General features: G+C 73.0%; 21 protein-coding genes and 2 tRNA genes. 7 read left to right on the top strand and 16 right to left on the bottom strand.

Annotation, left to right across the window (positions count from 1 at the left end; all coding sequences use genetic code 11):
- Positions 1–16 precede the first annotated feature (16 nt).
- Together AH6_RS40180 and AH6_RS40175 are read left to right on the top strand one after the other, a co-directional pair.
- A complete protein-coding gene (locus tag AH6_RS40180; protein WP_067491396.1) occupies positions 17–820 on the top strand; it encodes an MBL fold metallo-hydrolase in 804 nt (267 codons plus the stop codon).
- 65 nt (positions 821–885) lie between these two features.
- On the top strand, positions 886–1,143 hold the full coding sequence (locus AH6_RS40175) for a DUF7218 family protein (RefSeq protein WP_067491394.1): 258 nt from the start codon (positions 886–888) through the stop codon (positions 1,141–1,143).
- Positions 1,144–1,210: 67 nt separating this feature from the next.
- On the opposite strand, the gene AH6_RS40170 is transcribed toward AH6_RS40175, so the two are convergent.
- Complete coding sequence (locus tag AH6_RS40170; RefSeq protein WP_067491392.1) at positions 1,211–1,597, bottom strand: DUF5709 domain-containing protein; 387 nt, start codon at positions 1,595–1,597, stop codon at positions 1,211–1,213.
- Between the two features lie 106 nt (positions 1,598–1,703).
- On the opposite strand from AH6_RS40170, the gene AH6_RS40165 reads away from it, so the two are divergent.
- From AH6_RS40165 to AH6_RS40155, 3 genes are all read left to right on the top strand, one after another.
- Positions 1,704–2,063, top strand: a complete 360-nt coding sequence (locus tag AH6_RS40165; RefSeq protein ID WP_067491390.1) for a VOC family protein — start codon at positions 1,704–1,706, stop codon at positions 2,061–2,063.
- Positions 2,060–2,578, top strand: coding sequence for a DUF1360 domain-containing protein (locus AH6_RS40160; protein ID WP_067491389.1), 519 nt, complete (start codon positions 2,060–2,062; stop codon positions 2,576–2,578). The genes AH6_RS40165 and AH6_RS40160 overlap by 4 nt, the downstream gene beginning before the upstream one ends.
- Positions 2,579–2,641: 63 nt before the next feature.
- On the top strand, positions 2,642–3,751 hold the full coding sequence (locus AH6_RS40155) for a baeRF2 domain-containing protein (protein WP_067491387.1): 1,110 nt from the start codon (positions 2,642–2,644) through the stop codon (positions 3,749–3,751).
- Between the two features lie 129 nt (positions 3,752–3,880).
- Here the strand turns inward: AH6_RS40155 and AH6_RS40150 are convergent.
- Together AH6_RS40150 and AH6_RS40145 are read right to left on the bottom strand one after the other, a co-directional pair.
- Positions 3,881–3,953 (bottom strand) — tRNA-Ala (locus tag AH6_RS40150).
- 138 nt (positions 3,954–4,091) lie between these two features.
- Positions 4,092–5,093 (bottom strand): NADP-dependent oxidoreductase, encoded by a 1,002-nt coding sequence (locus tag AH6_RS40145; protein ID WP_067491385.1) that lies wholly within the window; start codon positions 5,091–5,093, stop codon positions 4,092–4,094.
- Between the two features lie 77 nt (positions 5,094–5,170).
- Between AH6_RS40145 and AH6_RS40140 the strand changes: the two genes are divergently transcribed.
- Entirely contained in the window at positions 5,171–5,620 is a 450-nt protein-coding gene (locus tag AH6_RS40140) for a MarR family winged helix-turn-helix transcriptional regulator (protein ID WP_067491383.1), read from the top strand.
- A 155-nt stretch (positions 5,621–5,775) separates the two neighbouring features.
- Here the strand turns inward: AH6_RS40140 and AH6_RS40135 are convergent.
- The 5 genes from AH6_RS40135 to AH6_RS40115 form a co-directional block, all read right to left on the bottom strand.
- A tRNA-Ala gene (locus AH6_RS40135) sits at positions 5,776–5,848 on the bottom strand.
- 87 nt (positions 5,849–5,935) lie between these two features.
- Complete coding sequence (locus AH6_RS40130; protein WP_067491381.1) at positions 5,936–6,595, bottom strand: histidine phosphatase family protein; 660 nt, start codon at positions 6,593–6,595, stop codon at positions 5,936–5,938.
- Positions 6,588–6,989, bottom strand: coding sequence for a ribosome silencing factor (gene rsfS / locus AH6_RS40125; protein WP_067491378.1), 402 nt, complete (start codon positions 6,987–6,989; stop codon positions 6,588–6,590). The genes AH6_RS40130 and rsfS overlap by 8 nt, the downstream gene beginning before the upstream one ends.
- A 172-nt stretch (positions 6,990–7,161) precedes the next feature.
- Positions 7,162–7,773, bottom strand: a complete 612-nt coding sequence (gene nadD, locus AH6_RS40120; RefSeq protein WP_067491376.1) for a nicotinate-nucleotide adenylyltransferase — start codon at positions 7,771–7,773, stop codon at positions 7,162–7,164.
- Between the two features lie 46 nt (positions 7,774–7,819).
- Positions 7,820–9,109, bottom strand: coding sequence for a phenylacetate--CoA ligase family protein (locus tag AH6_RS40115; RefSeq protein WP_218006038.1), 1,290 nt, complete (start codon positions 9,107–9,109; stop codon positions 7,820–7,822).
- Positions 9,110–9,430: 321 nt separating this feature from the next.
- On the opposite strand from AH6_RS40115, the gene AH6_RS40110 reads away from it, so the two are divergent.
- Entirely contained in the window at positions 9,431–10,474 is a 1,044-nt protein-coding gene (locus AH6_RS40110; protein ID WP_067491374.1) for a M48 family metallopeptidase, read from the top strand.
- Positions 10,475–10,530: 56 nt separating this feature from the next.
- On the opposite strand, the gene AH6_RS40105 is transcribed toward AH6_RS40110, so the two are convergent.
- The 8 genes from AH6_RS40105 to AH6_RS40070 all read right to left on the bottom strand — a co-directional run bounded on the left by AH6_RS40105 (position 10,531) and on the right by AH6_RS40070 (position 21,201).
- The gene (locus tag AH6_RS40105; RefSeq protein ID WP_067491372.1) at positions 10,531–12,285 is read right to left on the bottom strand and encodes a TIGR03767 family metallophosphoesterase; all 1,755 of its coding nucleotides are present in this window, start codon (positions 12,283–12,285) and stop codon (positions 10,531–10,533) included.
- Between the two features lie 240 nt (positions 12,286–12,525).
- Positions 12,526–13,797 carry a glutamate-5-semialdehyde dehydrogenase gene (locus tag AH6_RS40100; protein WP_067491371.1) on the bottom strand — a complete coding sequence of 424 codons (1,272 nt, stop codon included), beginning with the start codon at positions 13,795–13,797 and terminating at the stop codon, positions 12,526–12,528.
- A complete protein-coding gene (gene proB, locus AH6_RS40095; RefSeq protein ID WP_067491369.1) occupies positions 13,790–14,911 on the bottom strand; it encodes a glutamate 5-kinase in 1,122 nt (373 codons plus the stop codon). Before proB ends, AH6_RS40100 begins: the two co-directional genes overlap by 8 nt.
- 39 nt (positions 14,912–14,950) lie before the next feature.
- A complete protein-coding gene (gene obgE / locus AH6_RS40090; RefSeq protein WP_067491367.1) occupies positions 14,951–16,357 on the bottom strand; it encodes a GTPase ObgE in 1,407 nt (468 codons plus the stop codon).
- A gap of 83 nt (positions 16,358–16,440) precedes the next feature.
- Positions 16,441–16,698 (bottom strand): 50S ribosomal protein L27, encoded by a 258-nt coding sequence (rpmA, locus tag AH6_RS40085; protein WP_067491365.1) that lies wholly within the window; start codon positions 16,696–16,698, stop codon positions 16,441–16,443.
- A 14-nt stretch (positions 16,699–16,712) separates the two neighbouring features.
- Positions 16,713–17,027: a 50S ribosomal protein L21 gene (gene rplU / locus AH6_RS40080; protein WP_067491363.1), complete on the bottom strand. Its 315-nt coding sequence runs from the start codon at positions 17,025–17,027 to the stop codon at positions 16,713–16,715.
- A 279-nt stretch (positions 17,028–17,306) separates the two neighbouring features.
- The gene (locus AH6_RS40075; protein ID WP_067491361.1) at positions 17,307–20,147 is read right to left on the bottom strand and encodes a ribonuclease E/G; all 2,841 of its coding nucleotides are present in this window, start codon (positions 20,145–20,147) and stop codon (positions 17,307–17,309) included.
- A gap of 202 nt (positions 20,148–20,349) precedes the next feature.
- On the bottom strand, positions 20,350–21,201 hold the full coding sequence (locus AH6_RS40070; protein ID WP_067491359.1) for a TIGR03936 family radical SAM-associated protein: 852 nt from the start codon (positions 21,199–21,201) through the stop codon (positions 20,350–20,352).
- Positions 21,202–21,518: the final 317 nt, after the last annotated feature.

Genomic DNA, 21,518 nt, shown 5'->3' with positions numbered 1-21,518 from the left:
CTGGGATCGTGCCGGTATGCACCTTGAATCGCGTGTTGTGGCGGGCATCGAGATCGTGGCGTTGTGCGACGCGGTCGGGCCGATGGGCGAGGCCCTGCGGCGGCCGGTTCCGGAGACCTTTCCAGGGGCGGCGGAGGGGGCCTGGGAGCGGTTGCGGGACGAGGTCCCGGCGGTGTTCGGGCCGTCCGGGGAGTGGATCTTGCACTTCCACTGCTTCCTGCTGCGGCTGCCGAGTGGGGAGAACGTACTGGTGGACACGGGGTTGGGGCCGGTGGACTCGCCCGCGGCGTCGTGGGCGCCGGTGCCGGGACGGTTGCCGGACGCGCTGGCGGAGGCGGGCGTCGCGCCGTCGGAGATCGGGACGGTCGTGCTGACCCACCTGCACAGCGATCACGCGAGCGGGGCGGTGGCGGGCGGGAAGCCGGTCTTCCCCAACGCGCGGCACCTCGTCCAGGAAACGGAGCTAGCGGCGCTGGCGGACGGGCCGATGCGCGAGCGGATCGTTGCGCCGCTGCGCGAGACCGGGTGCCTGGACACCGTGCCGGGGGCGGTGCGGCTCGCGCCGGGCGTGGAGATCGTGCCGACGCCGGGGCACACGCCCGGCCACCAGTCGGTGGTGGTGGGCGATCAGCAGCTGCTGGTGTCGGGCGATCTCGTGTTGCATCCGGTGCAGCTCGCCGATCCGGCGGTCCGGTACGTGTACGACGACGATGCCGCGACCGCCGCCGCCACCCGGGCCGCGTTCCTGGAGCGGCTGCGCGAGCGCGGGGGCGTCCTGGCCGCGCCGCACCTGCCCGAGCCGTTCACGCGGGTCGGGTGACCTGGGGCGCGATGTGTGAGTCGCGCTGGCTGGGTAGGGCCTCTGGTACGGAAGGAGTGAGGGACATGCCCAGGGCACAGATCAAGAACGAGAAGGCCTACGAGAAGCTGCGCGACGAGGGCGCCAGCAAGGAGAAGGCCGCGCGGATCGCCAACGCCGAGGCCAAGGAGGGCAGCGCCACGGTCGGGCGCAGGGGCGGCACGTCGTCCTCCTACACCGACTGGAGCAAGGACGACCTGATGAAGCGGGCCCGCGAGATCGGGATCAAGGGGCGCTCCAGCATGACCAAGGCGCAGCTCGTGGACGCGCTGCGCAACCACTGAGCGGTACGCGGCACCTACGTGAAAGCGGCGGAACCTCCTCCCGGAGGCCCGCCGCTTTCACGTGGGGTCACTCGTCCTCGACGCGCATGGCCCGCTCTTCGGCGCTGTAACCGCCCCCGTCGGGGCCCACGTCGGAGGCGACCGCGTCCTTCTCGGTGTCGGTCCGCACGCCCTCGTCCTCCTCCACCAGGCGGCCGGCGGGGCGGGCGGGCTCGTCGCCCGGCAGCGGCCGCTCGGGCTCCTCGCGGGCCAGGCGGCCGTCCAGGCCCTCGCCCTCGCGGACCTCCTCGGCGGTGGTGCCGAAGTCGTCCAGCGCGACCGGCTCGTCGCCGGGCAGCGGCATCTCCTGCGGGTCCTCGGCCCACTGCTGCTGCGGCGTGCCGTCCTGGAGATCGGGAATGCCCTCGTCCTCCGGACCCGAGGTCCGCCGGCGCTCGGGATCGTACTCGGTCATCGCGCTCCCCCTTCTGCTCACGTTCTGCCGTCACCAGGCCCGGTACCCGCTCGGAGCGGATCAACCTCCGATGGTTGGCCATGTCACAGCGGGTAAGCCCCACCCCATGCGATTGGTGTGCACTCTCGACTGCTCCGAACCCGAACAGCTGGCCGAGTTCTGGGCCGCCGTGCTGGACTACCGGCCCAATCCCTACGAACCGCCCTATCTCGGGCTGGACGACCCCAAGGGCGAGGGGCCCCGGCTGCTGCTCCAGCGCGTCCCCGAGCCCAAGATGGGTAAGAACCGGATGCACCTGGACGTGTGGATCTCCGACATGGACGCCGAGGTGGCACGCGTGACCGGGCTCGGCGCGCGGGTGCTGCGCGGCCCGTTCGACGACTCGGGCACCCTCACCGCGGTGCTCGCCGATCCCGAGGGCAACGAGTTCTGCCTGATCCGCACCGACCGCGAAGGAGACGCATGAACTCCGTGGCCGACACCGCCCGCGCCGAGAAGCGCGAGTACGCCGCCGGCGCGGACCGGCCGCTCGGCTCCTACCTGGGCACGCTGACGGTCTACGGCGCGGTCACCGGGACGCTGGCGCTGCTGGTGCGCCGCTACCGCGGGGGCCGGGTGCCGCGCGTGGGGCCCGGCGACCTGGCGCTGATGACCGTCACCACCCACAAGATCGCCCGGATGATCACCAAGGATCCGGTGACCAGCCCGCTGCGCGCCCCGTTCACCCGCTACACCGGCACCTCCGGGCCCGCCGAGCTGGCCGAGGAGGTGCGGCACAAGGACGGCGTCCGGCACGCCGTGGGCGAGCTGCTGACCTGCCCGTTCTGCACCGCGCAGTGGGTCGCCACCGCCTATGCCGCCGGGCTCGCGTTCGCGCCCGAGGCGACCCGGCTCGCCGGGGCGACCATGACGGCGGTCGCGGGATCGGACTGGCTGCAACTGGCCTACGCGCGCCTGCAACGCGCCGCGGCGGATGACTGAGACTTTACGTTTGAAGTGCCTGGAGCGACGTTTGAGGTGATCGGGACGGGTAGGGCGGGCCGCATGGATCTGTCTTTCCTCAAGCCGCTGTACCGGCACGACGGCCCCTACGCCACGGTCTACGCCGACCTGACCCGCACCGCCGAGGACGCCGCCAAGGCCGCCGAGCTGCGATGGCGGGCGCTGCGCGGGGAGCTGGAGGCCCAGGGCGCGCCCGCCGACACGCTGCGGGCGATCGAGCGCGTGGTCGAGGAGGAGCTGGCCGAGCGGCGGTCCGAAGGGCTGGTGGTGTTCGCCGCCGGCGGCGAGGTCGTGCACGTCGAGCGGCTGCCCGGACCGCCGCGCGCCGCCCAGGCCCGCGTCGGCGCGCTGCCGCACGTGCTGCCGCTGCTGGCCGAACGCGGCGAGCGGTTCCCGCACATGGTCGCGGTGGTCGACCGGCGCGGCGGCGAGATCGACTGCTACACCGCCGAGGGCGAGCGGCGGCACATCGACGTCCCCGGCGACGGGGACTACCCCATCCGCAAGGTGAAGGGCGGCGACTGGAACCAGTCCCGCTTCCAGCGGTCGGCCGAGGAGGTGTGGAAGGGCAACGCCAAGAAGGTGGGCCGCGAGGTGGACCGGGCCGCCCGGCGCTGCCACGCGCAGGCGGTGGTGGTGGCCGGGGACGTGCGGGCCCGCAACGCGCTCCTGGAGGAGATCTCCGAGGGGGTGCGCGAGTACACCGTCGAGTACGACCGGCACTCCCCCGGCGACGGCGAGCTGGAGGCGGAGATCGCCCGGATCCTGGAGCTGAAGGCCGCCGAGCGCGTGTTCGGCGTCGCCGAGCGCTTCGAGCGGGAGCTGGCCCACGGCGAGCGGGCCGTCGCGGGCCTGCCCGCCACCGTCGAGGCGGTGCGGCGCGGCCAGGTCGAGGCGCTGCTGCTGGACGAGGACCCCGAATCCCCCGCGCGGTTGTGGGTCGGCCCGGACCCGGTGCAGGTCGCGGCGTCCCCCGACGAGCTGCGGCGGCTCGGCGTGGACGAGCCGGTGGAGGAGCGGGCCGACGCGGCGCTGGTGCGGGCGGTCGCGGCGACCGACGGCGAGCTGGTGGTGCTCCCCGCCGACAGCCCGAACGCGAACCTGGGCGTGGGCGCGGTCCTGCGCTACGCGGACGCGGCCACCGCGCACTAGCGCGACGCTTCCGGTGAGCGGCGGCCGGTGCGAACCCGACCGCCGCTCACCAGCGCGGCCGCCCCTTTAGACCATGGCGGAAACGCGAAAGGCGGCGACCGGATCGGTCACCGCCTTCGGGAAGAACTGTGGAGCTATGGGGATTCGAACCCCAGACCTCCTCCATGCCATGGAGGCGCGCTACCAACTGCGCCATAGCCCCTTGCCCTGCACCGGACCGGAGTTCCCCCCGTTCCGACAGAGAAAAGCTTAGTGCACTCCGGGAGCAGGTCGGAACGATTTACGGTGGCGGCGCCCCGGGGCGGGGGCGCGACCGGTCCCGGCCGCGCCCCGCTCCCCTTTACAGGCGGACCAGCATCTTGCCGGTGTTGGAGCCCCGGAGCAGGCCGAGGAAGGCGTCCACGGCGTTGTCCAGGCCGTCCACCACGGTCTCTTCCGAACGCAGCTTCCCCTCGCGCAGCCACTCCGACGCGCGGGCGGCGTACTCGCCCATCAGGTCGCCGTGGTCGCTGACGATGAAGCCGCGCAGGGTGAGCCGCTTGCCGACCGCCAGCGCCAGGTTGTCGGGGCCGGGCACCGGGCCGGTGGCGTTGTACTGCGAGATCGCCCCGCACATCGCGACCCGGCCGCCGGTGTTCAGCGCGCTGATCGCGGCGCGCAGGTGGTCGCCGCCCACGTTGTCGAAGTAGACGTCGATGCCCTCGGGCGCGGCCTCGGCGAGCTGCTCTTCCAGGCGGCCCTCGCGGTAGTCGATGCCCGCGTCGAAGCCGTACTCGCCGGTCAGCTTGGCGACCTTGGCGGGGCCGCCCGCCGACCCGACCACCTTGGCCGCGCCGAGCTGCCGCGCGATCTGCCCGGCGGCGCTGCCGACCGCGCCCGCCGCGCCGGAGACGAACACCACGTCGCCCTCCTTGACCGGCGCGATCGCGACGAGGCCCGCGTAGGCGGTGAGGCCCGGCATGCCGAGCACGCCGAGGTACTTCTCGGCGGGCACGGCCGAGGTGTCGAGGACGCGCGCCTTGCGGGCGTCCAGCAGGGCGTGCTCGCGCCAGCCGAGGCCGTGCAGCACGACCGAGCCGACGGGGACCGACTCGGCGCGGGAGGCGACCACGGTGCCGACCGCGCCGCCGTCCATGGCCTCGCCCAGCTCGAAGGGGGGCACGTAGGACTTGGCCTCGTTCATGCGGCCGCGCATGTACGGGTCCACCGAGATCCAGTCGTTGCGCACCAGGATCTGCCCGTCGCCGGGCTCGGGCACCTCCACCTCGGCCAGCTCGAAGTCCGACTCCTGCGGCTCCCCTTGGGGACGGGCTACCAGGCGTACCTCGCGGGACACGGGCATGTGCGACCTCCTAGGTGTGTGTACACGCACAGACTATGAACGCGTGCACGTACACACAAATCGCCTACACTCCCCCCATGGCCAAGCAACTCGCCGATTCCGCCCTCCCCCCGGAGGATCTGGCCTTCTACGGGCTGGTGTGGGCGGGCAACACCCTCGCCAACCAGGTCGGCCGCGAACTGCTGCGCCGCCACGACCTGCCGCTGTCCTGGTTCGAGGTGCTGCTGTGGTTGTCCTACCAGGACGGCCCGGTGTCGGTCTCGGAGCTGGGCTCGTGCACGATGCTGAGCCGCAGCCAGGTCTCCCGCGTGGTGGAGACGCTGCGCGAGCGGGGCCTGATCGAGCGCGCCCGCTCCCGGCACGACGCCCGCACGGCGGAGGTCGCCCTCACCCCCGAGGGCCGCGCCCTGTTCGAGGAGGCCGACCGGACCCGCCGCACGGTCCTGAAGGACACCTTCACCGGCGCCCTGGACGAGGCCGACCTGAAGGCCCTGCTCCGCGTCTGGTCCAAGCTCAAGCACACCTGACCCCGGGGCGGGCGGGGGAGGCGGCGGAGAGAGAAAGGGGGGCGTGGGGGGCGAAGCCCCCCACATCGGGGTTCCAGGGGTCGCCCCCTGGGAGAAACGACGAGAGCCAGCGGGGAAGCGGCTTATGCCGCGACCACACTGGCCCTAGGAACGAGTGGAGCTATGGGGATTCGAACCCCAGACCTCCTCCATGCCATGGAGGCGCGCTACCAACTGCGCCATAGCCCCGCGCTACTGCGTGGACTTTCATCCCGCAGCGCTCCGCCAGCATATAGGAACTCCGGCGGTGGATCGAATCGGCGGGCCGGGGCCCGGTCAGGCGCCGTTGTCGGTGCGGTCGTCGCCGAGGACGGGCTCGGGGAGGGTGCCGGCGTTGTGCTCGACGAGGCGCCAGCCGCCGTCGCGCATCTCGGCCAGGACCGACCAGGAGCAGTTGGACAGGCCGCCGAGGCGTTCCCAGACCTGTTCGGGGAGGCCGAGCAGGTGGGACATGCCGAGCCGGAGGGCGGCGCCGTGGGAGGCGACGACGAGCAGGCCGGTGGGCGGCAGGTCGTCGAGGGCGCGGTCGAGGGCGGTGCCGACGCGCTTGGCGACCTGGGCGCTGGTCTCGCCGCCGGGGGGCTGCCAGGCGGCGTGCTCGGCGGGATAGCGCTCGCGGATCTCGCGGGAGGTGAGGCCCTCCCACTCGCCGCCGTCGCGCTCGATGAGGTCGCGGTCGTGGACGGGGGTGAGGCCGGTCACGTCGGCGAGGGCCTGCGCGGTGTCGGCGGCGCGCCGGAGCGGGGACGCCAGGATCGTGGTGGGCCGGAGCGCGGCGAGCAGGCGGGCGGCGCGGTGGGCCTGCTCGACGCCGGTCTCGTCGAGCGGGATGTCGGTCTTGCCCTGGAAGCGGCGCTCGACGTTCCAGGCGGTCTGGCCGTGCCGCCACAACACCAGGCGGCGCTTGCCGGGCTCGCGCGCGGGACGCTCAGTCACTCGTGCTCCCGATGGCGGGTCCGTGGGTGTTGACGTGCTCGGGCAGGTCGATGACCGGGCAGTCCTTCCACAGCCGTTCGAGGGCGTAGTAGACGCGCTCCTCCTCGTGCTGGACGTGCACGATGACGTCGATGTAGTCGAGCAGGACCCAGCGGCCGTCCCGCTCGCCCTCGCGGCGGACCGGCTTGGCGTCGGCCTCGTCGCGCAGGCGCTTCTCGATCTCGTCGACGATGGCGCGGACCTGGCGGTCGTTGGACGCCGAGCAGAGCACGAACGCGTCGGTGATGACGAGCTGCTCGCTCACGTCGTAGGCAAGGATGTCGTCGGCCAGCTTGTCGCCCGCCGCCTCGGCGGCGATGCGGACGAGCTGTGCGGCCCTGTCGGATGCGGTCACGGTGCGCTCGCGATCCTCCCTGTAGGGGTCGGTTCCCGGTCCACCTTCTCACGCGCGGCGGCCGGCGACCCCCTTTGTCGTGGTCACTGGGGATTGCGCCGCGTCCGGCCGGTTCGGCGCCGGAGGCGGCCCTTTCAGGGTAGGGCCCCGGAGCCGGTGCCCGGGTTCGCCGTCAGCCCAGCTCAGCGACGTGTTCGCGGTAGAGGCCGCGCTTGTTGATGTACTGGACGATGCCGTCGGGCACCAGGTACCAGATGGGTTCGCCGGAGCGGACGCGGTCGCGGCACTCGGTGGAGGAGATCGACAGGGCGGGCACCTCCATCAGGCTGACCCGGCCGCCGGGCAGCCCGGGGTCGGCGAGGCGGTGGCCGGGGCGGGTGACGCCGACGAAGTGGGCGAGGCCGAACAGCTCGTCGGTGTGCCGCCAGGTGAGCATCTTGCCGAGGGCGTCGGCGCCGGTGATGAAGAACAGCTCGGTGTCGGGGCCGTGCAGGTCGCGCATGTCGCGCAGGGTGTCGACGGTGTAGGTGGGGCCGGGCCGGTCGATGTCGATGCGGCTGACCGAGAAGCGGGGGTTGGACGCGGTGGCGATCACGGTCATCAGGTAGCGGTCCTCGGCGGCGGCGATCTTGCGGTCGTCCTTGTGCGAGGAGACGCCGGTGGGCACGAACACCACCTCGTCCAGCGAGAAGAAGTGCGCGACCTCGCTGGCGGCCACCAGGTGCCCGTGGTGGATCGGGTCGAACGTGCCGCCCATGATCCCCAGGCGCCGCTTTTGCGTCATGGCGACGAGAATAGCCAGGACGCGGGGCGCCCAGGACCGTCGGGGGTCAGTCCAGGCCCGCCAGCGGTGGGTCGCCGCCGTCCCAGGAGACGACGCGCACGGCCTTGCCGATCTCGACGCGCGGCACCGTCCCGGCGGGCAGGACGCGGACGTCGGCGGACAGGCCCAGCCCCTCGCGCAGGGCCCGCGCCAGGGCGTCGGCGGGGTCTCCGGCGGTCGCGGCCTCGCAGGCGACGACCAGGCGCGGCGCGGCCGCCCGCCGGTCCACCACGAGCTGGTAGTGCGGGACGACCAGGCCGGTGCCGAGCAGGACGCGCTCGACCTCGCTGGGGTAGACGTTCACGCCGCGGATCACCAGCATGTCGTCGGCCCGGCCGCGGATCTTGCTCATCCGGGTCAGGGTGCGGCCGCAGGGGCAGTCGCCGCGGGTGAGGGCGGCGATGTCGCCGGTGCGGTAGCGCAGCAGGGGCAGCGCCTGCTTGGTGGGGGTGGTGAACACCAGCTCGCCGGGCTCGCCGTCGGGGACGGGCGCGCCGGTCGCCGGGTCGACGGCCTCGACGACGAAGTGGTCCTCGTTGACGTGCAGGCCGTCCTGTTCCAGGCACTCGGTGGCGACGCCGGGGCCGATCACCTCCGACAGCCCGTAGATGTCCACCGCCTTGATCGGCAGGACGGCCTCGACGGCGGCGCGCAGCTCCTCGGTCCACGGTTCGGCGCCCAGCACTCCGGCGCGCAGCGCGGGCAGCTCCACCCCGGCCTCGGCGGCGGCCTCGCCGAGCCGCAGCGCGTAGGCGGGAGTGCAGGTCAGGACGTCGGCGCGCAGGTCGGCCAGCAGGCGCAGCTGCCGTTCGGTCATGCCGCCCGACATCGGCACCACGGTCGCGCCCAGCGCCACCGCGCCCTGGTGGATGCCGATACCGCCGGTGAACAGCCCGTACCCGTAGGCGTTGTGGACGACGCTGCCCGGCCCGGCCCCGGCGCACGCCAGCGACCGCGCGCACATCGCGGCCCACAGGTCGAGGTCGGCGCGCGTGTAGGCCACCAGCGTGGGGCGGCCGCGCGTGCCCGACGAGCCGTGCACCGCCGCGACCTGGTCGCGCGGCACCGCCAGCATCCCGAACGGGTAGTGGTCCCACAGGTCCTGCTTGGTCGTGAAGGGCAGGTCGGCGAGCGTCCCCAGGGTGACGTCGGCCCCGCCGGACACCCCGGCCTCCTTCAGCCGCCGCCCCTGCACTCCCCCGGCGGCCAGCAGCCGGTCCACCAGGCCCCACAACCGGTGCCGTTGCAGCGCGGCGCGCTCGTCCCGCGACATCGCCTCGGCCTTCGGATCGAACACCGCGCCTCCTTGCGCCCCGCCCGCCCGTTCCGTCCGCAGTACATCCCCCGGACGCGCGCGGCGCAACACCCCCGAGGCCGGACCCGGTCGCTTCCGGCCCGGCGGGAACCCCACCGGCCTGCGGATCGTCGGACCAGGTATGCCGATTCCGCCGTCCCGTCCCGGCGGGCGGGCGGCCCCGACACCGCCAGGGGTGTTGCCTCCCCGCCGGGTTCCGTACCAACCTGGCGGGTGCGGCGTGCCTGGGCGGGCCGCCGCCGGCGCGCCGCCGCAGCTCTGTCCCCCCGACGAGGTGGGGACCGCCATCGCCAAGGAGACCCGATGACCGAGAACACGCCGGATCGTGCCCGCACCCGCTTCCCCGGGATCAGCTCCCGGGCCTACGAACACCCCGCCGACCGGTCGGCGCTGGTGGCGCTGCGCTCGTTGTCGGGCTTCGACATCGTGCTGCGCAAGTTGTCGGGTCTGATCAACGAGCGGGCCGTCCGGCTGATGTTCCTCGGCGGGTCGGTGCGGGCGAGCGAGGGGCAGTTCCGGCACGTGCACGACATGGTGCGCGACGCCTGCTACATCCTGGACATGCCCAAGGTCCCCGAGGTGTACATCAAGCAGGACCCGCAGCCCAACGCGATGGCGCTGGGCTCCGACAACCCGTTCATCGTGGTCAACACCGGGCTGCTGGACCTGCTCGACGACGAGGAGCTGCGCTTCGTCATCGCGCACGAGGTCGGCCACATCCTGTCGGGCCACGCGGTCTACCAGACGATGATGCAGATCCTGCTCAGCCTGGGGTCGCGGCTGGCGTGGCTGCCGCTGGGCAACCTCGGCATCGCGGCGATCATCATCGGGCTCAAGGAGTGGTTCCGCAAGGCCGAGCTGTCGGCCGACCGGGCCGGGCTGCTGGCCGGGCAGGACCTGGACGCGGCCAAGCGCACGATGATGAAGCTGGCGGGCGGGTCGCGGCTGCACGAGATGAGCACCGAGGCGTTCCTGGAGCAGGCCCGCGAGTACGACGCGGCCGGGGACGTGCGCGACGGGCTGCTGAAGTTCCTGAACCTGCTGCCGCAGACCCACCCGTTCGCGGTGATGCGGTTCGCCGAGATCGACCGGTGGGCGACCGGCGGCGAGTACGAGCGCATCATGGCCGGGAACTACCCGCGCCGCGCCGACGACGACGGCGCCAGCTTCACCGAGGAGGTCCGCAACGCGGCCAACTCCTACAAGGAGTCGTGGGAGCGCACCGCCGACCCGTTCGTCGGGAAGGTGCGGGACGTGGCCGACGCGGCGGCGTCGGCGGCGGGCGGGCTGTTCGACCGGTTCAACAACCGGCGCGACAACGGCGGCACCACGACCACCCAGAACTAGCCGTTCCATCGAAAAGGGCCGCCGCGGTTCGTTCGCGGCGGCCCTTTCGCGTGCGGTTAGAAGGGGGCGGGGATCAGCAGCTCGACGTTGCGGTCGTCGCGGTCGCCGCGCCGGTTCTCCTCGCGGTCCTGCCAGTCGTTGCCCGCCAGCTCGCGCGAGAGCGACGCCAGCCGCACCGGGTCGCTCAGGCGGCCGCCGCAGGACTCGGGTCCGGCCGAGTCCAGCACGGTCGCGAAGATCGACAGGGTGCCGTCGCGGTTGTCGGCCAGCTCCACGATGCGGCTCTGCTGCGGGAAGTCCACGTGCGCGGCGCTGTTGACCTCCCAGAACCCGCCGCCGCCCTTGCGGGCGTGCGGGATGACCTGGTTGCGGTGGGTGTGGCCGTTCACCCACAACACGACGTTGGGGTAGCGCAACAACATCGCCTCGACCTCCTCGCCCAGCACCCGGCCGCCGCCCAGCGGGTTGCCCATCGACCCGATGGTGTGGTGACTGAACAGCACGAACAGCCGGTCGCGGACGGTGCGCCTGACGGCGTTGCCCTTGGCGTCGGTGTAGCGGCTGCTGCCCGCCTGGATCTGCTTCTCCAGCCAGGCGAACTGGGCCCGGTCGAGCGATCCCTCGGAGTAGCCGTTGGGGTTGACGGTGTCGAGCACCAGACCGCGCACGACACCCTGGTCGAAGGCGTAGTAGGCGGTGCCGTCGCGGAGGTTGGCGGCGGTGAAGCCGTGGCCCTTGAGCGCGGCGCCGGTGTTGAAGTGCTCGCGCACGACCTCGGCGCGCGAGAGCATCCGGCGCTTGTGGTCGGGGGTGACGGGGCGGAACAGGCCGCCGACGCCGCCCTTCTCCTTGCTGAGGCGCACCAGCTCGCGGCCGTCGGCGGTGCGGAACATGGTGGCCAGGCGCTCGGCCTGGGCGGCGCTGCCCGGCGCGCCGATCTTGATGCCGCCGGTGGCGAGGGCGGTGACCAGCGGGTTCACCGGCAGGTTGCCCTGGATCAGCCCGTCGTGGTTGCCGAAGACCGCGAGCCAGGGGGTGGCGAGGCCGGTGGCGTCGAACGGGCGGCGCGCGGCGTCCAGCAGGCCCTTGACGCGGGGGAAGCCGTGCTTGGCGAGCGCGACGTCGGGCTGCGCGCCGGGCGGCGGCCCGTCGGGGTGCCAGAAGGCGGTGTCGTAGCTGGCCCAGTCCTGCACGCCCTCGTAGCGGCGCAGGTCGCCGGAGTCGGGGGTGATGCGCCTGCCGTCCAGCAGGTCGATGATCCAGCGGACCTCGTTGTACTGGACGTTGTCGGCGGCGTCGCCGGTGTTGATGGTGAAGGCGAGCTTGAGGCCGGTGGCGGGACCGTGCCCGACCCGGTTCATGGCCCGCACCATGGCCTCGGCGACCTGGGTGGTCAGGATCTCCTGCGGCCGCCAGGCGCCCTCGACCGGCAGGACGCTGAGCGCGTCCTTGAAGCGGTCCACGAACTCGACGCGGCCCGGGGACTGGGTGTCGATGACGTGCACGTCGGTGAAGTGGCCGAACGCGACCAGCCCGCGCCGCGCGGCGGCGCGCTTGGCGGCGGCGGTGCCGCCGAGGTCGCGGCGCAACACGTGCGGCTCGCCGGGCCCGGCGACGACCTTGCGGTATCCGCCCGCACCCGGCGAGCCGAGCAGCAGGGTGCGGTCGAGGGTGGTCCCGGCGACGGGTCCCTTGAGGACGGGGGCGGCGGAGGCCGGCCGGGCGGGGAAGACGACGGGTCCGGTGGCGGCGATCCCCGCCCCGAGGGCGGCGCCCTTGAGGACGCGGCGGCGGCTGATCTCACTGGTCACAGCAGTGAATCAGACCACACTTACAACGTGACATCAAGGGGCTAAGTGTCACAAAGGGGGATGGTGGTGGGGCCGTATTGGGGGACCTGGGGTTATGGGGGTGAGGGCAGGAGCCAAAAGCACGGCCGCCCGGTTTTGCTGCACTCGCCTGGGGGCGAGTGCAGCAAAACCGGGCGGCCGGTAGAGAGGGGCTGCGCAGTCTGCGGAGAAGGCGGCCGGTAGGGAGGTAGGGAACCCGACTCAGGTGACCTGCCCCTTGAGGTGTCCCTCCCCCACCACCACGTACTTCGTGGAGGTCAGCTCCGGCAGGCCCATCGGGCCCCGCGCGTGCAGCTTCTGCGTCGAGATGCCGATCTCCGCGCCGAAGCCGAACTCCTCGCCGTCGGTGAAGCGCGTCGAGGCGTTCACCATCACCGCCGCCGAGTCCACCAGCGCCACGAAGCGCTTCGCGGCGGGCTGGGAGGTCGTCACGATCGCCTCGGTGTGGCCCGAGCCGTACCGGCGGATGTGCGCGACCGCGTCCTCCAGCGTGTCCACGACGCGGGCGGCGATGTCCAGCGACAGGTACTCGGCGTACCAGTCGTCCTCGGTCGCCTCCACCACGTCGGCGGAGAACGCGCGCACGCGCTCGTCGCCGTGCACCGTCACGCCCTTGGCCTTCAGCGCCTCCAGCGCGCGGGGCAGGAACGCCTCGGCGGCGTCGGCGTGGACCAGCACCGTCTCGGCGGCGTTGCACACCGACGGGCGCTGGGTCTTGGCGTTGACCAGGATGTCGACGGCCATGGCGACGTCGGCGGCGGCGTCCACATAGACCGAGCAGTTGCCGACGCCGGTCTCGATCACCGGGACGGTGGACTCCTGCACCACCGAGTTGATCAGGGAGGCGCCGCCGCGCGGGATCAGCACGTCCACCAGGCCGCGCGCCCGCATCAGGTGCTTGACCGACTCGCGGGAGGTGCCGGGCACCAGCTGCACCGCGTCGGCGGGCACGGCGGTCCCGGCCAGCGCGTCCTGCATGACGCCGACGAGCACGGTGTTGGACTCGTACGCCGACGACGAGCCGCGCAACATCGCCACGTTGCCGCTCTTCAGGCACAACGCGGCGGCGTCCACGGTCACGTTCGGGCGGCCCTCGTAGATGATGCCGACCACGCCGAGCGGCACCCGGATCTGGCGCAGGTCCAAGCCGTTGGGCAGCACGTTGCCGCGCACGGTCTCGCCGACCGGGTCGGGCAGGGTGGCGACCTGCCGGACGGCGTCGGCGATCGCCGCGACGCGCTCCGGCGACAGGCCCAGCCGGTCGATCATGTACTCGGAGGTGCCGTTCTCGCGCGCCCGCGCCACGTCCAGCCCGTTGGCCTTGACGATCTCGTCGGTGTGCGCGACCAGGGCGTCGGCGATGGCGTGCAGCGCCGCGTCCTTGGCCGAGCGCGGCAGCGGGGCCAGCAGCGCCGCGGCGTCCTTGGCGCGCCGCGCCACCCGGGCGAACTCCTCGCGTTCCTGCTCACTCATCTCGTGCTCCGCCTTCCAGGATCACCAGGTCGTCGCGGTGAATGATCTCGCGCTCGTACTCGGGGCCCAGCTCGCGGGCCAGCCACCGGGTGGAGCGGCCCATCAGCTCGGGGATCTCCCCCGCGTCATAGTTGACCAGGCCGCGCGCCACCACGCGGCCGTCGTCGCCGCACAGGTCCACCGGGTCGCCGGCGGCGAACTCGCCCCGCACGCCGGTGACGCCCGCCGGCAGCAGCGACTTGCCGCGCCGCACGACCGCCTCGACCGCGCCGGGGTCCAGCACGACGCGGCCGTGGCCGGTGGTGGCGTGCGCCAGCCACAGGTGCCGGGTGGAGCGCCGCGCGCCCTGCGGGTGGAAGTAGGTGCCGACCGGCTCGCCCGCCAGCGCCTGCGCGGCCTGCGCGGCGTTGGTCAGCACGACCGGCACGCCCGCGATGCGCGCCGCCTCCACCTTGGTGATCATGCCGCCGGTGCCGACCCGGCCGGACGCGCCGAGCTCCACCCCGGCGAGGTCCCCGGGGCCGTGCACCTGGTCGATGCGGCGCGCGCCGGGCTCGCGGGGGTCGCCGGTGTAGAGGGCGTCCACGTCCGACAGCAGCACCAGTGCGTCGGCGCGGGTCAGGTGCGCGACCAGCGCGGCCAGCCGGTCGTTGTCGCCGAAGCGGATCTCGTCGGTGGCGACGGTGTCGTTCTCGTTGACGATCGGCACCATCGCGAGATCCAGCAGCTTGGACAGGGTGCGCTGGGCGTTGCGGTGGTGCGAGCGGCGCATCATGTCGTCGGCGGTCAGCAGCACCTGCCCGACCGCCAGCCCGTACCGGGCGAACGAGGAGGTGTAGCGCGCCACCAGCAGCCCCTGCCCGACGCTGGCGGCGGCCTGCTGGGTCGCCAGGTCGGGCGGGCGGCGGGTCAGCCCCAGCGGGCCGAGCCCGGCGGCGATGGCCCCCGAGGAGACGAACACGACCTCGCCGCCGGCGGCGCGGCGCGCGGCCAGCACGTCCACCAGCGCGTCGATCCGGTCGCCGTCGATGGTGCCCTGCGGCGTGGTCAGCGAGGACGATCCGGCCTTCACCACGATCCGCCGGGCCTCGGCGATCGCCTTGCGCGTGCTCATGTGCTGGTTCCCTCGGGGGGCTCGGGGGTCGGCGGTGGGCTAGAGGTAGCCGTCCAGGCGGCGGTCGGTGCCGCGCGGGCCGGTGCCGCCCTCGGCCGCCAGCGTGTCGACCTCCGGCGCCCAGTCGAAGACGATCGACTCCTCGGCGGTGCCGATCAGCACGGTCGCGCCGGGCTCGGCGCCCGCCTTGAACAGCGCGTCCTCCACGCCGAGCCTGGCCAGCCGGTCGGCGAGGTAGCCCACGGCCTCCTCGTTGGCGAAGTCGGTCTGGCGCAGCCACCGGACCGGCTTGTCGCCGGTGATGAGGAAGGTGTTGTCGCCGGTCGCCTTGACCTCGAAGTCGGCGTCGCTGCTGACGCCCTTGGGCCGGATGACGATGCGGGTCGGCTCGGCGGGCGGCAGCGAGGCCCGGTACCGCGTGACCATCTCCGCCATCGCGAACGACAACTCGCGCAGGCCCTCGTGGCTGGCGGCCGACACCTCGAACACCTTCAGGCCGCGCTTCTCGAACTCGGGCCGCACCATCTCGGCCAGCTCGCGCGCGTCGGGCACGTCCACCTTGTTGAGGACGACGATGCGGGGCCGGTCCGACAGCGGCCGGTCGCCCAGCACGCGGTCGTAGGCCTGCAACTCGTTCTCGATGACCTCGAAGTCGCTGACGGGGTCGCGGCCCGGCTCCATGGTCGCGCAGTCGAGCACGTGCGCCAGCGTGGAGGAGCGCTCGATGTGGCGCAGGAACTCCAGGCCGAGGCCCCGGCCCTCGCTGGCGCCCTCGATCAGGCCGGGCACGTCGGCGACGGTGAAGGTGGTCTCGCCCGCGCTGACCACGCCGAGGTTGGGGATCAGCGTGGTGAACGGGTAGTCGGCGATCTTCGGCTTGGCGGCCGACAGCGCCGCGATCAGCGAGGACTTGCCCGCGCTGGGGAAGCCGACCAGCGCCACGTCGGCGACGCTCTTCAGCTCCAGCACGACGTCGCGCTCCTCGCCGGGCTCGCCCAGCAGCGCGAACCCGGGGGCCTTGCGCTTGGCCGAGGCCAGCGCGGCGTTGCCGAGCCCGCCGTGGCCGCCCTGGGCGATGACGTAGCGGGTGCCCTCGCCGACCAGGTCGGCCAGCACCTCGCCCTTGGAGTTCTTGACCACCGTGCCGTCGGGCACGGGCAGGACCACGTCGCCGCCGTTGGCGCCGGTGCGGTGCCCGCCCTGGCCGGGCCGCCCGTTGGTGGCCTTGCGGTGCGGGCGGCGGTGGTAGTCGAGGAGGCTGGCGGCGTTGGTGTCGACCTCCAGGATGACGTCCCCGCCGCGCCCGCCGTTGGCGCCGTCCGGACCGCCCAGCGGCTTGAACTTCTCCCGGTGCACCGAGGCGCAGCCGTTGCCGCCGTTTCCGGCGACGACGTGCAGCGCCACCCGGTCCACGAACTGCGCGCCGGATGCGCTTCCTGCCGCCACGGTGGTTCTCCCTCGCTTGAAAAAGAGCAAAGGGGCGGACCGGTTCGGTCCGCCCCTCAGATGTAACGTCGCTGCGTGGCGGATTACTCCGCCGGCGGGACGATGCTCACGGCGTTGCGCCCGCGGTAGCGGCGGAACTGCACCGCACCGGCGACCAGCGCGAACAGCGTGTCGTCGCCGCCGCGGCCGACGCCCGGACCCGGGTGGAAGTGGGTGCCGCGCTGGCGGACGATGATCTCGCCGGCGTTCACCTGCTGGCCGCCGAAGCGCTTGACCCCCAGGCGCTGGGCGTTGGAGTCGCGTCCGTTACGGCTGGACGATGCGCCCTTCTTGTGTGCCATTGGTCAGCTCCCTCTTACTTCCCGGCCTTGATACCGGTGATCTTGACCTCGGTGTAGGGCTGACGGTGACCCATCCGCCGCTTGTACCCGGTCTTGTTCCGGTAGTGCATGATGTTGATCTTCGGGCCCTTGACGGCACCGACGATCTCGGCGGTGATCTCGTACTTGGCCAGCTCGGCGGCCTTGCTGACGATGTCGTCACCGTCGACGACCAGGAGCGCCTGGAGCTTGACCGTGTCACCGGCCTCGCCGGCGAGCCTGTCGACGGTGAGCACGTCGTCGACGGCCACCTTCTCCTGCCTGCCGCCTGCGCGGACAATCGCGTACACCGCGGAAACCCTTCGTCTGCGCGTGCTTCCGGGCTGAACCGGTCCCACACGTGGTGTCAACCAGCCCTCGGCTGAGGGCCTACCGCCCGGCCGGGGCCGGGCGGCGGCACACCGCGGGAGAGGTCTCCCGCGATGCTCTCTGCACTGTTCCTCCGCCAGAGCGGCGAGGGGCGCACCGGAGCCTCCCGGTGCAAGTCGAGATGACGCGCCCACGGCGCGCCAGCATCTAAGGGTACCGGATGCCCGCCGCCGGAAGCGAACCGGCGGCGGGCACCGGCCTCACTCGGCGGTGACGGGCTCGGGCCGCCCGGCGTCCTGCCCTGCGCCCTGCTCCGCGTTCTGCTCGGCCTTGGGCGCGCGCCGGGTGCGCCGGCGGCGGCCGTTGGCGGAGGCGTCGTCCTCGGCGGGAGCCTCGGCGACGTCGGCGTCGGCCTCCGGCTTGGGCTCGGCCTTCTTGGCGCGGGACTTGCGGGGGGCGCGCTTGGGCTTGGTCTCGGCGGCGGGCTCGGAGCCGTTCAGGTCGGCGGGGACCGGCTCGACGGCCTCCAGCGTCGCCGCGCCCGCGTCGGCCGCCTCGGCGGCGGCGTCGGCGGCCTCCACCGCGGCCTGCGGCTCGGGCTCGGTGTCGTCGGCCTCGTCCCGGTCCGCCGAGTCCTTGCCCGCGGACTCCTGCCGGGCCAGCTTCTCCTCGACGGCCTTCTCGACCTCGCCCTTGCGCTTGCGGCGGCGGCCGCCCTCCTTGCCCGAGGACGCCTTGTCGGTCTTGGACTCCACCGGCGTGAGGTGCACGTGGATGCCGCGGCCGTTGCAGGACTCGCAGGTCTCCGAGAACGCCTCCAGCAGGCCCTGGCCGACGCGCTTGCGGGTCATCTGGACCAGGCCCAGCGAGGTGACCTCGGCCACCTGGTGCTTGGTGCGGTCCCGCGACAGGCACTCCACCAGGCGGCGCAGCACCAGGTCGCGGTTGCTCTCCAGCACCATGTCGATGAAGTCGACCACGATGATGCCGCCGATGTCGCGCAACCGGAGCTGGCGGACGATCTCCTCGGCCGCCTCCAGGTTGTTGCGGGTGACGGTCTCCTCCAGGTTGCCGCCCTGGCCGGTGAACTTGCCGGTGTTGACGTCGATGACCGTCATGGCCTCGGTGCGGTCGATCACCAGCGAGCCGCCCGAGGGCAGCCAGACCTTGCGGTCCAGCGCCTTGGCGATCTGCTCGTCGATCCGGTAGGCGCCCAGCACGTCGCCGTCGCCCTCGTAGCGCTCCACCCGGTCGGCCAGGTGCGGGGCGACGTACTCGACGTACTCCGAGACGGTGTCCCACGCCTCGTCGCCCGACACCACGAGCTTGGCGAAGTCCTCGTTGAAGATGTCGCGGACCACGCGGACGGTCAGGTCCGGCTCGCCGTACAGCAACGACGGCGCGCCCGCGTTCTTGATCTTGCTCTGGATGCTGTCCCACTGCGCGGCCAGCCGCGACACGTCGCGCTCCAGCTCGGCCTCGGTGGCGCCCTCGGCGGCGGTGCGGACGATCACCCCGGCGTTCTCCGGCATGATCTTCTTGAGGATCTGCTTGAGCCGGCTGCGCTCCTTGTCGGGCAGCTTGCGGCTGATCCCGGTCATCGAGCCGTCGGGCACGTACACGAGGTAGCGGCCCGGCAGCGACACCTGGCTGGTCAGCCGGGCGCCCTTGTGGCCGAGCGGGTCCTTGGTGACCTGCACCAGCACCGACTGGCCCGACTTCAGCGCCGACTCGATGCGGCGCGGCTGGCCCTCCAGGCCCGCCACGTCCCAGTTGACCTCGCCGGCGTACAGCACGGCGTTGCGGCCCTTGCCGATGTCCACGAACGCCGCCTCCATGGAGGGCAGCACGTTCTGGACCTTGCCGAGGTAGACGTTGCCGACGTAGGACTGCTGGGTGTTGCGGTTGACGTAGTGCTCGACCAGGATGCCGTCCTCCAGGACGGCGATCTGGGTGCGGTCGCCCTCCTGCCGGACCACCATGACGCGCTCGACCGACTCGCGGCGGGCCAGGAACTCGGCCTCGGTGATCACCGGCGGGCGGCGGCGGCCCTGCTCGCGCCCCTCGCGGCGGCGCTGCTTCTTGGCCTCCAGGCGGGTGGAGCCGCGCACCGACTGGACCTCGTCCTCGACGGCGCGGGAGTCGCGGACGTGCACGACGGTGTTGGGCGGGTCGTCGTTGCCGTTGTCGGCGTCGCCGGTGCCCGAGCGGCGGCGACGGCGACGGCGGCGACGGCTGCCGCCACCGGCGGAGTCGTCGTCGTCACCCTCATCCTCGTCGGTGTCCTCAACAGCCTCAGACTGCTTGTCGGCCTTCTCGCCCTTATCGGCCTTATCGGCCTTGTCGGACTTGCGACCGCCCTTGTCAGCGGCGGAGTCGGCCTCCTTGGCCTCCTCGGCCTGCCCGTCAAGGTCGTCGCCCTCGTCGTCGCCGCCCTCACGACCGGTGCGGCCACGGCCGCGGCCACCGCGGCGACGGCGGCGGCGCGAGGGCCGGTCGCCGTTCTCGTCGTCGTCCTCGTCGGCGGCGTCCTCGGCGGGCTCCGCGGTCTCGGCGGGCTCCTCCTGGACGGGCTTGGCCGGCTTGACGGGCGGGGCGGCGGCGGTGGGCTGCGGCGGCTGGAAGACCACCATCGGCGGCTGGAAGGCGACGGCGGGCACGCCCCCGGCGGCCTCCTCCTCGTCGTCCGGCGCGGCCTGCGGAACCTCGGGAACGGCGGTGGCGGCACGCTTGCGCGTGCGGCTGCGGGCCGGCGCCTCGGCCTTCTCGGCGGGCTGCTCGGCGGCGGGTTCCGGCGCGGCGGACTCTTCGACGTCCTCGGGGGCCTTGGCGGCCCGGGTGGCGCGCGGGGCGCGGGTGCGGGTGGCCCGCTTGGGCTTCTCGGCGACGGGCTCGGGCGCGTCGTCCGCCTGCGGGGCGGGCTCGGCCTGGGCCGACGCCTCGGCCTTGGGCGCGGCCGGCGGGGTCTCCTCGACCTCCGGCGGCGGCCCGGCGGGGCGGCTGGCGGCGCGGCGGCGCGTACGGGTGGCGCGCTTCACCACCGGAGCGGTCTGGTCTTCGGTGCCTTCGGCCGTGGCCGAATCGGCTTCGTTCTCAAGCATGCGGGCAGTCTCCCGTCAGGTTCCCGGGCGCGACCGCGCCGGAACCGCCCGGGGGCGGTCCGGTGCGGTGCGCCGCACGGGAACTCTCCGTCAGTCGTCGGTGCCGCCGCGCCCGGGAACGATCCCGAGCACGACGACGAAGTCGTCGGGGGCGCGTCCGCCGTACCCTGGGAGCCGGTTCCGTGTCGCCACGGCTTCGGCCCTACGGACGGGCGCTGACGACATCCGCGCTCGCGGCTTCTCCGGACTGCTCGTGCGCAGGACCGCGCGCCGCCCCGGCGTCGTCGCCGGACGGCTGCGTGATCTCCCGGTCGGGCCCCAGAGGGTCCGCGAGGCCACCGGTGTCCGCGTCCAAGGGCCCCTGCGCCAGCCTGGTCACCAGTGGCGGTGACGGCGGCGCGAGGTCGGCGACCTGGCGCAGTCCGGTGAGGATGTCGTCGGGCCGTACGGCGGGTGTGGTGTGCCGCACAACCATTCGAAGTATCGCACAAGGGGCATCGGCCGCCTCGGCGGCTCGCCGGTCCAGCTCCATGGCGGACACGGCCGAACGCGCGTCGAAGCGGCGTCGTCCCTTCTTGGTGAGGCGTTCCACCTCGACGGACTCGGCGGCCATGAAGGCGGCCACGGCCGCGGCGGCGTCGTCGGATGCGACACCGTCCAGCCTGATCCGCCATTCGGACGCGGCGAGCCGATCGGCGAGAGCGCTCGGCTTGCCCGACCCCGGCGGCACGATCACGACATCGAGGATGTCGAGCCCGTCCGGCAGGGCGGCGTCGAGCTCGGCTCGCACCCGCGCAGGGTCGCGGGTCTCGGTGAGCCCGAGTTCGAGGTATTCGGCCTCGCTGGCGGTCCCGGTGGCCGCCGCACCCGTATACGAGATCTTGGGGTGCGGAGTGAATCCGGCGCTGAACGCGACAGGGATCCCGGCACGCCGCACGGCGCGTTCCACGGCCCGGGAAATGTCACGGTGGCTGGTGAACCGCAACCTGCCTCGCTTGGCGTAGCGAACACGCAGGCGCTGGGTCACGGGGGCCGGCGCTGGACCCTCCGGCATGGGAGCCAGGGCAGTAGTCCTTCCTACTCGCGTCGAGTCGAAAACGTCTCTCTATAGAGTACGGGGCCGCCGAGCAGCTTGCGCCCCCGGCGTGGCCCATTCGGATCGAGCCCTAGTCGGGACCTGACCAAAGGCCCTGGCGAAGCCCAACCCCCGTACGGGTTTTCCACACCCGGGCAACAAGTCGAGACCCACGCGCGACACGCGACCCCACCCCCAATCCCCAAGATGATCAGAGGCCCCAGCCCCGCACTCCGCGCATGACCAACAACCCCAGCCCCGCGCCCGAAGCCGACCAACAACCCTGGCCACCGGGG

Source organism: Actinomadura hibisca NBRC 15177 (assembly GCF_001552635.1).
In the GTDB taxonomy this organism is placed as follows: domain Bacteria; phylum Actinomycetota; class Actinomycetes; order Streptosporangiales; family Streptosporangiaceae; genus Spirillospora; species Spirillospora hibisca.
Note: the sequence above shows the minus strand (reverse complement) of the source record. Positions and strands in the feature narration are given on the sequence as shown.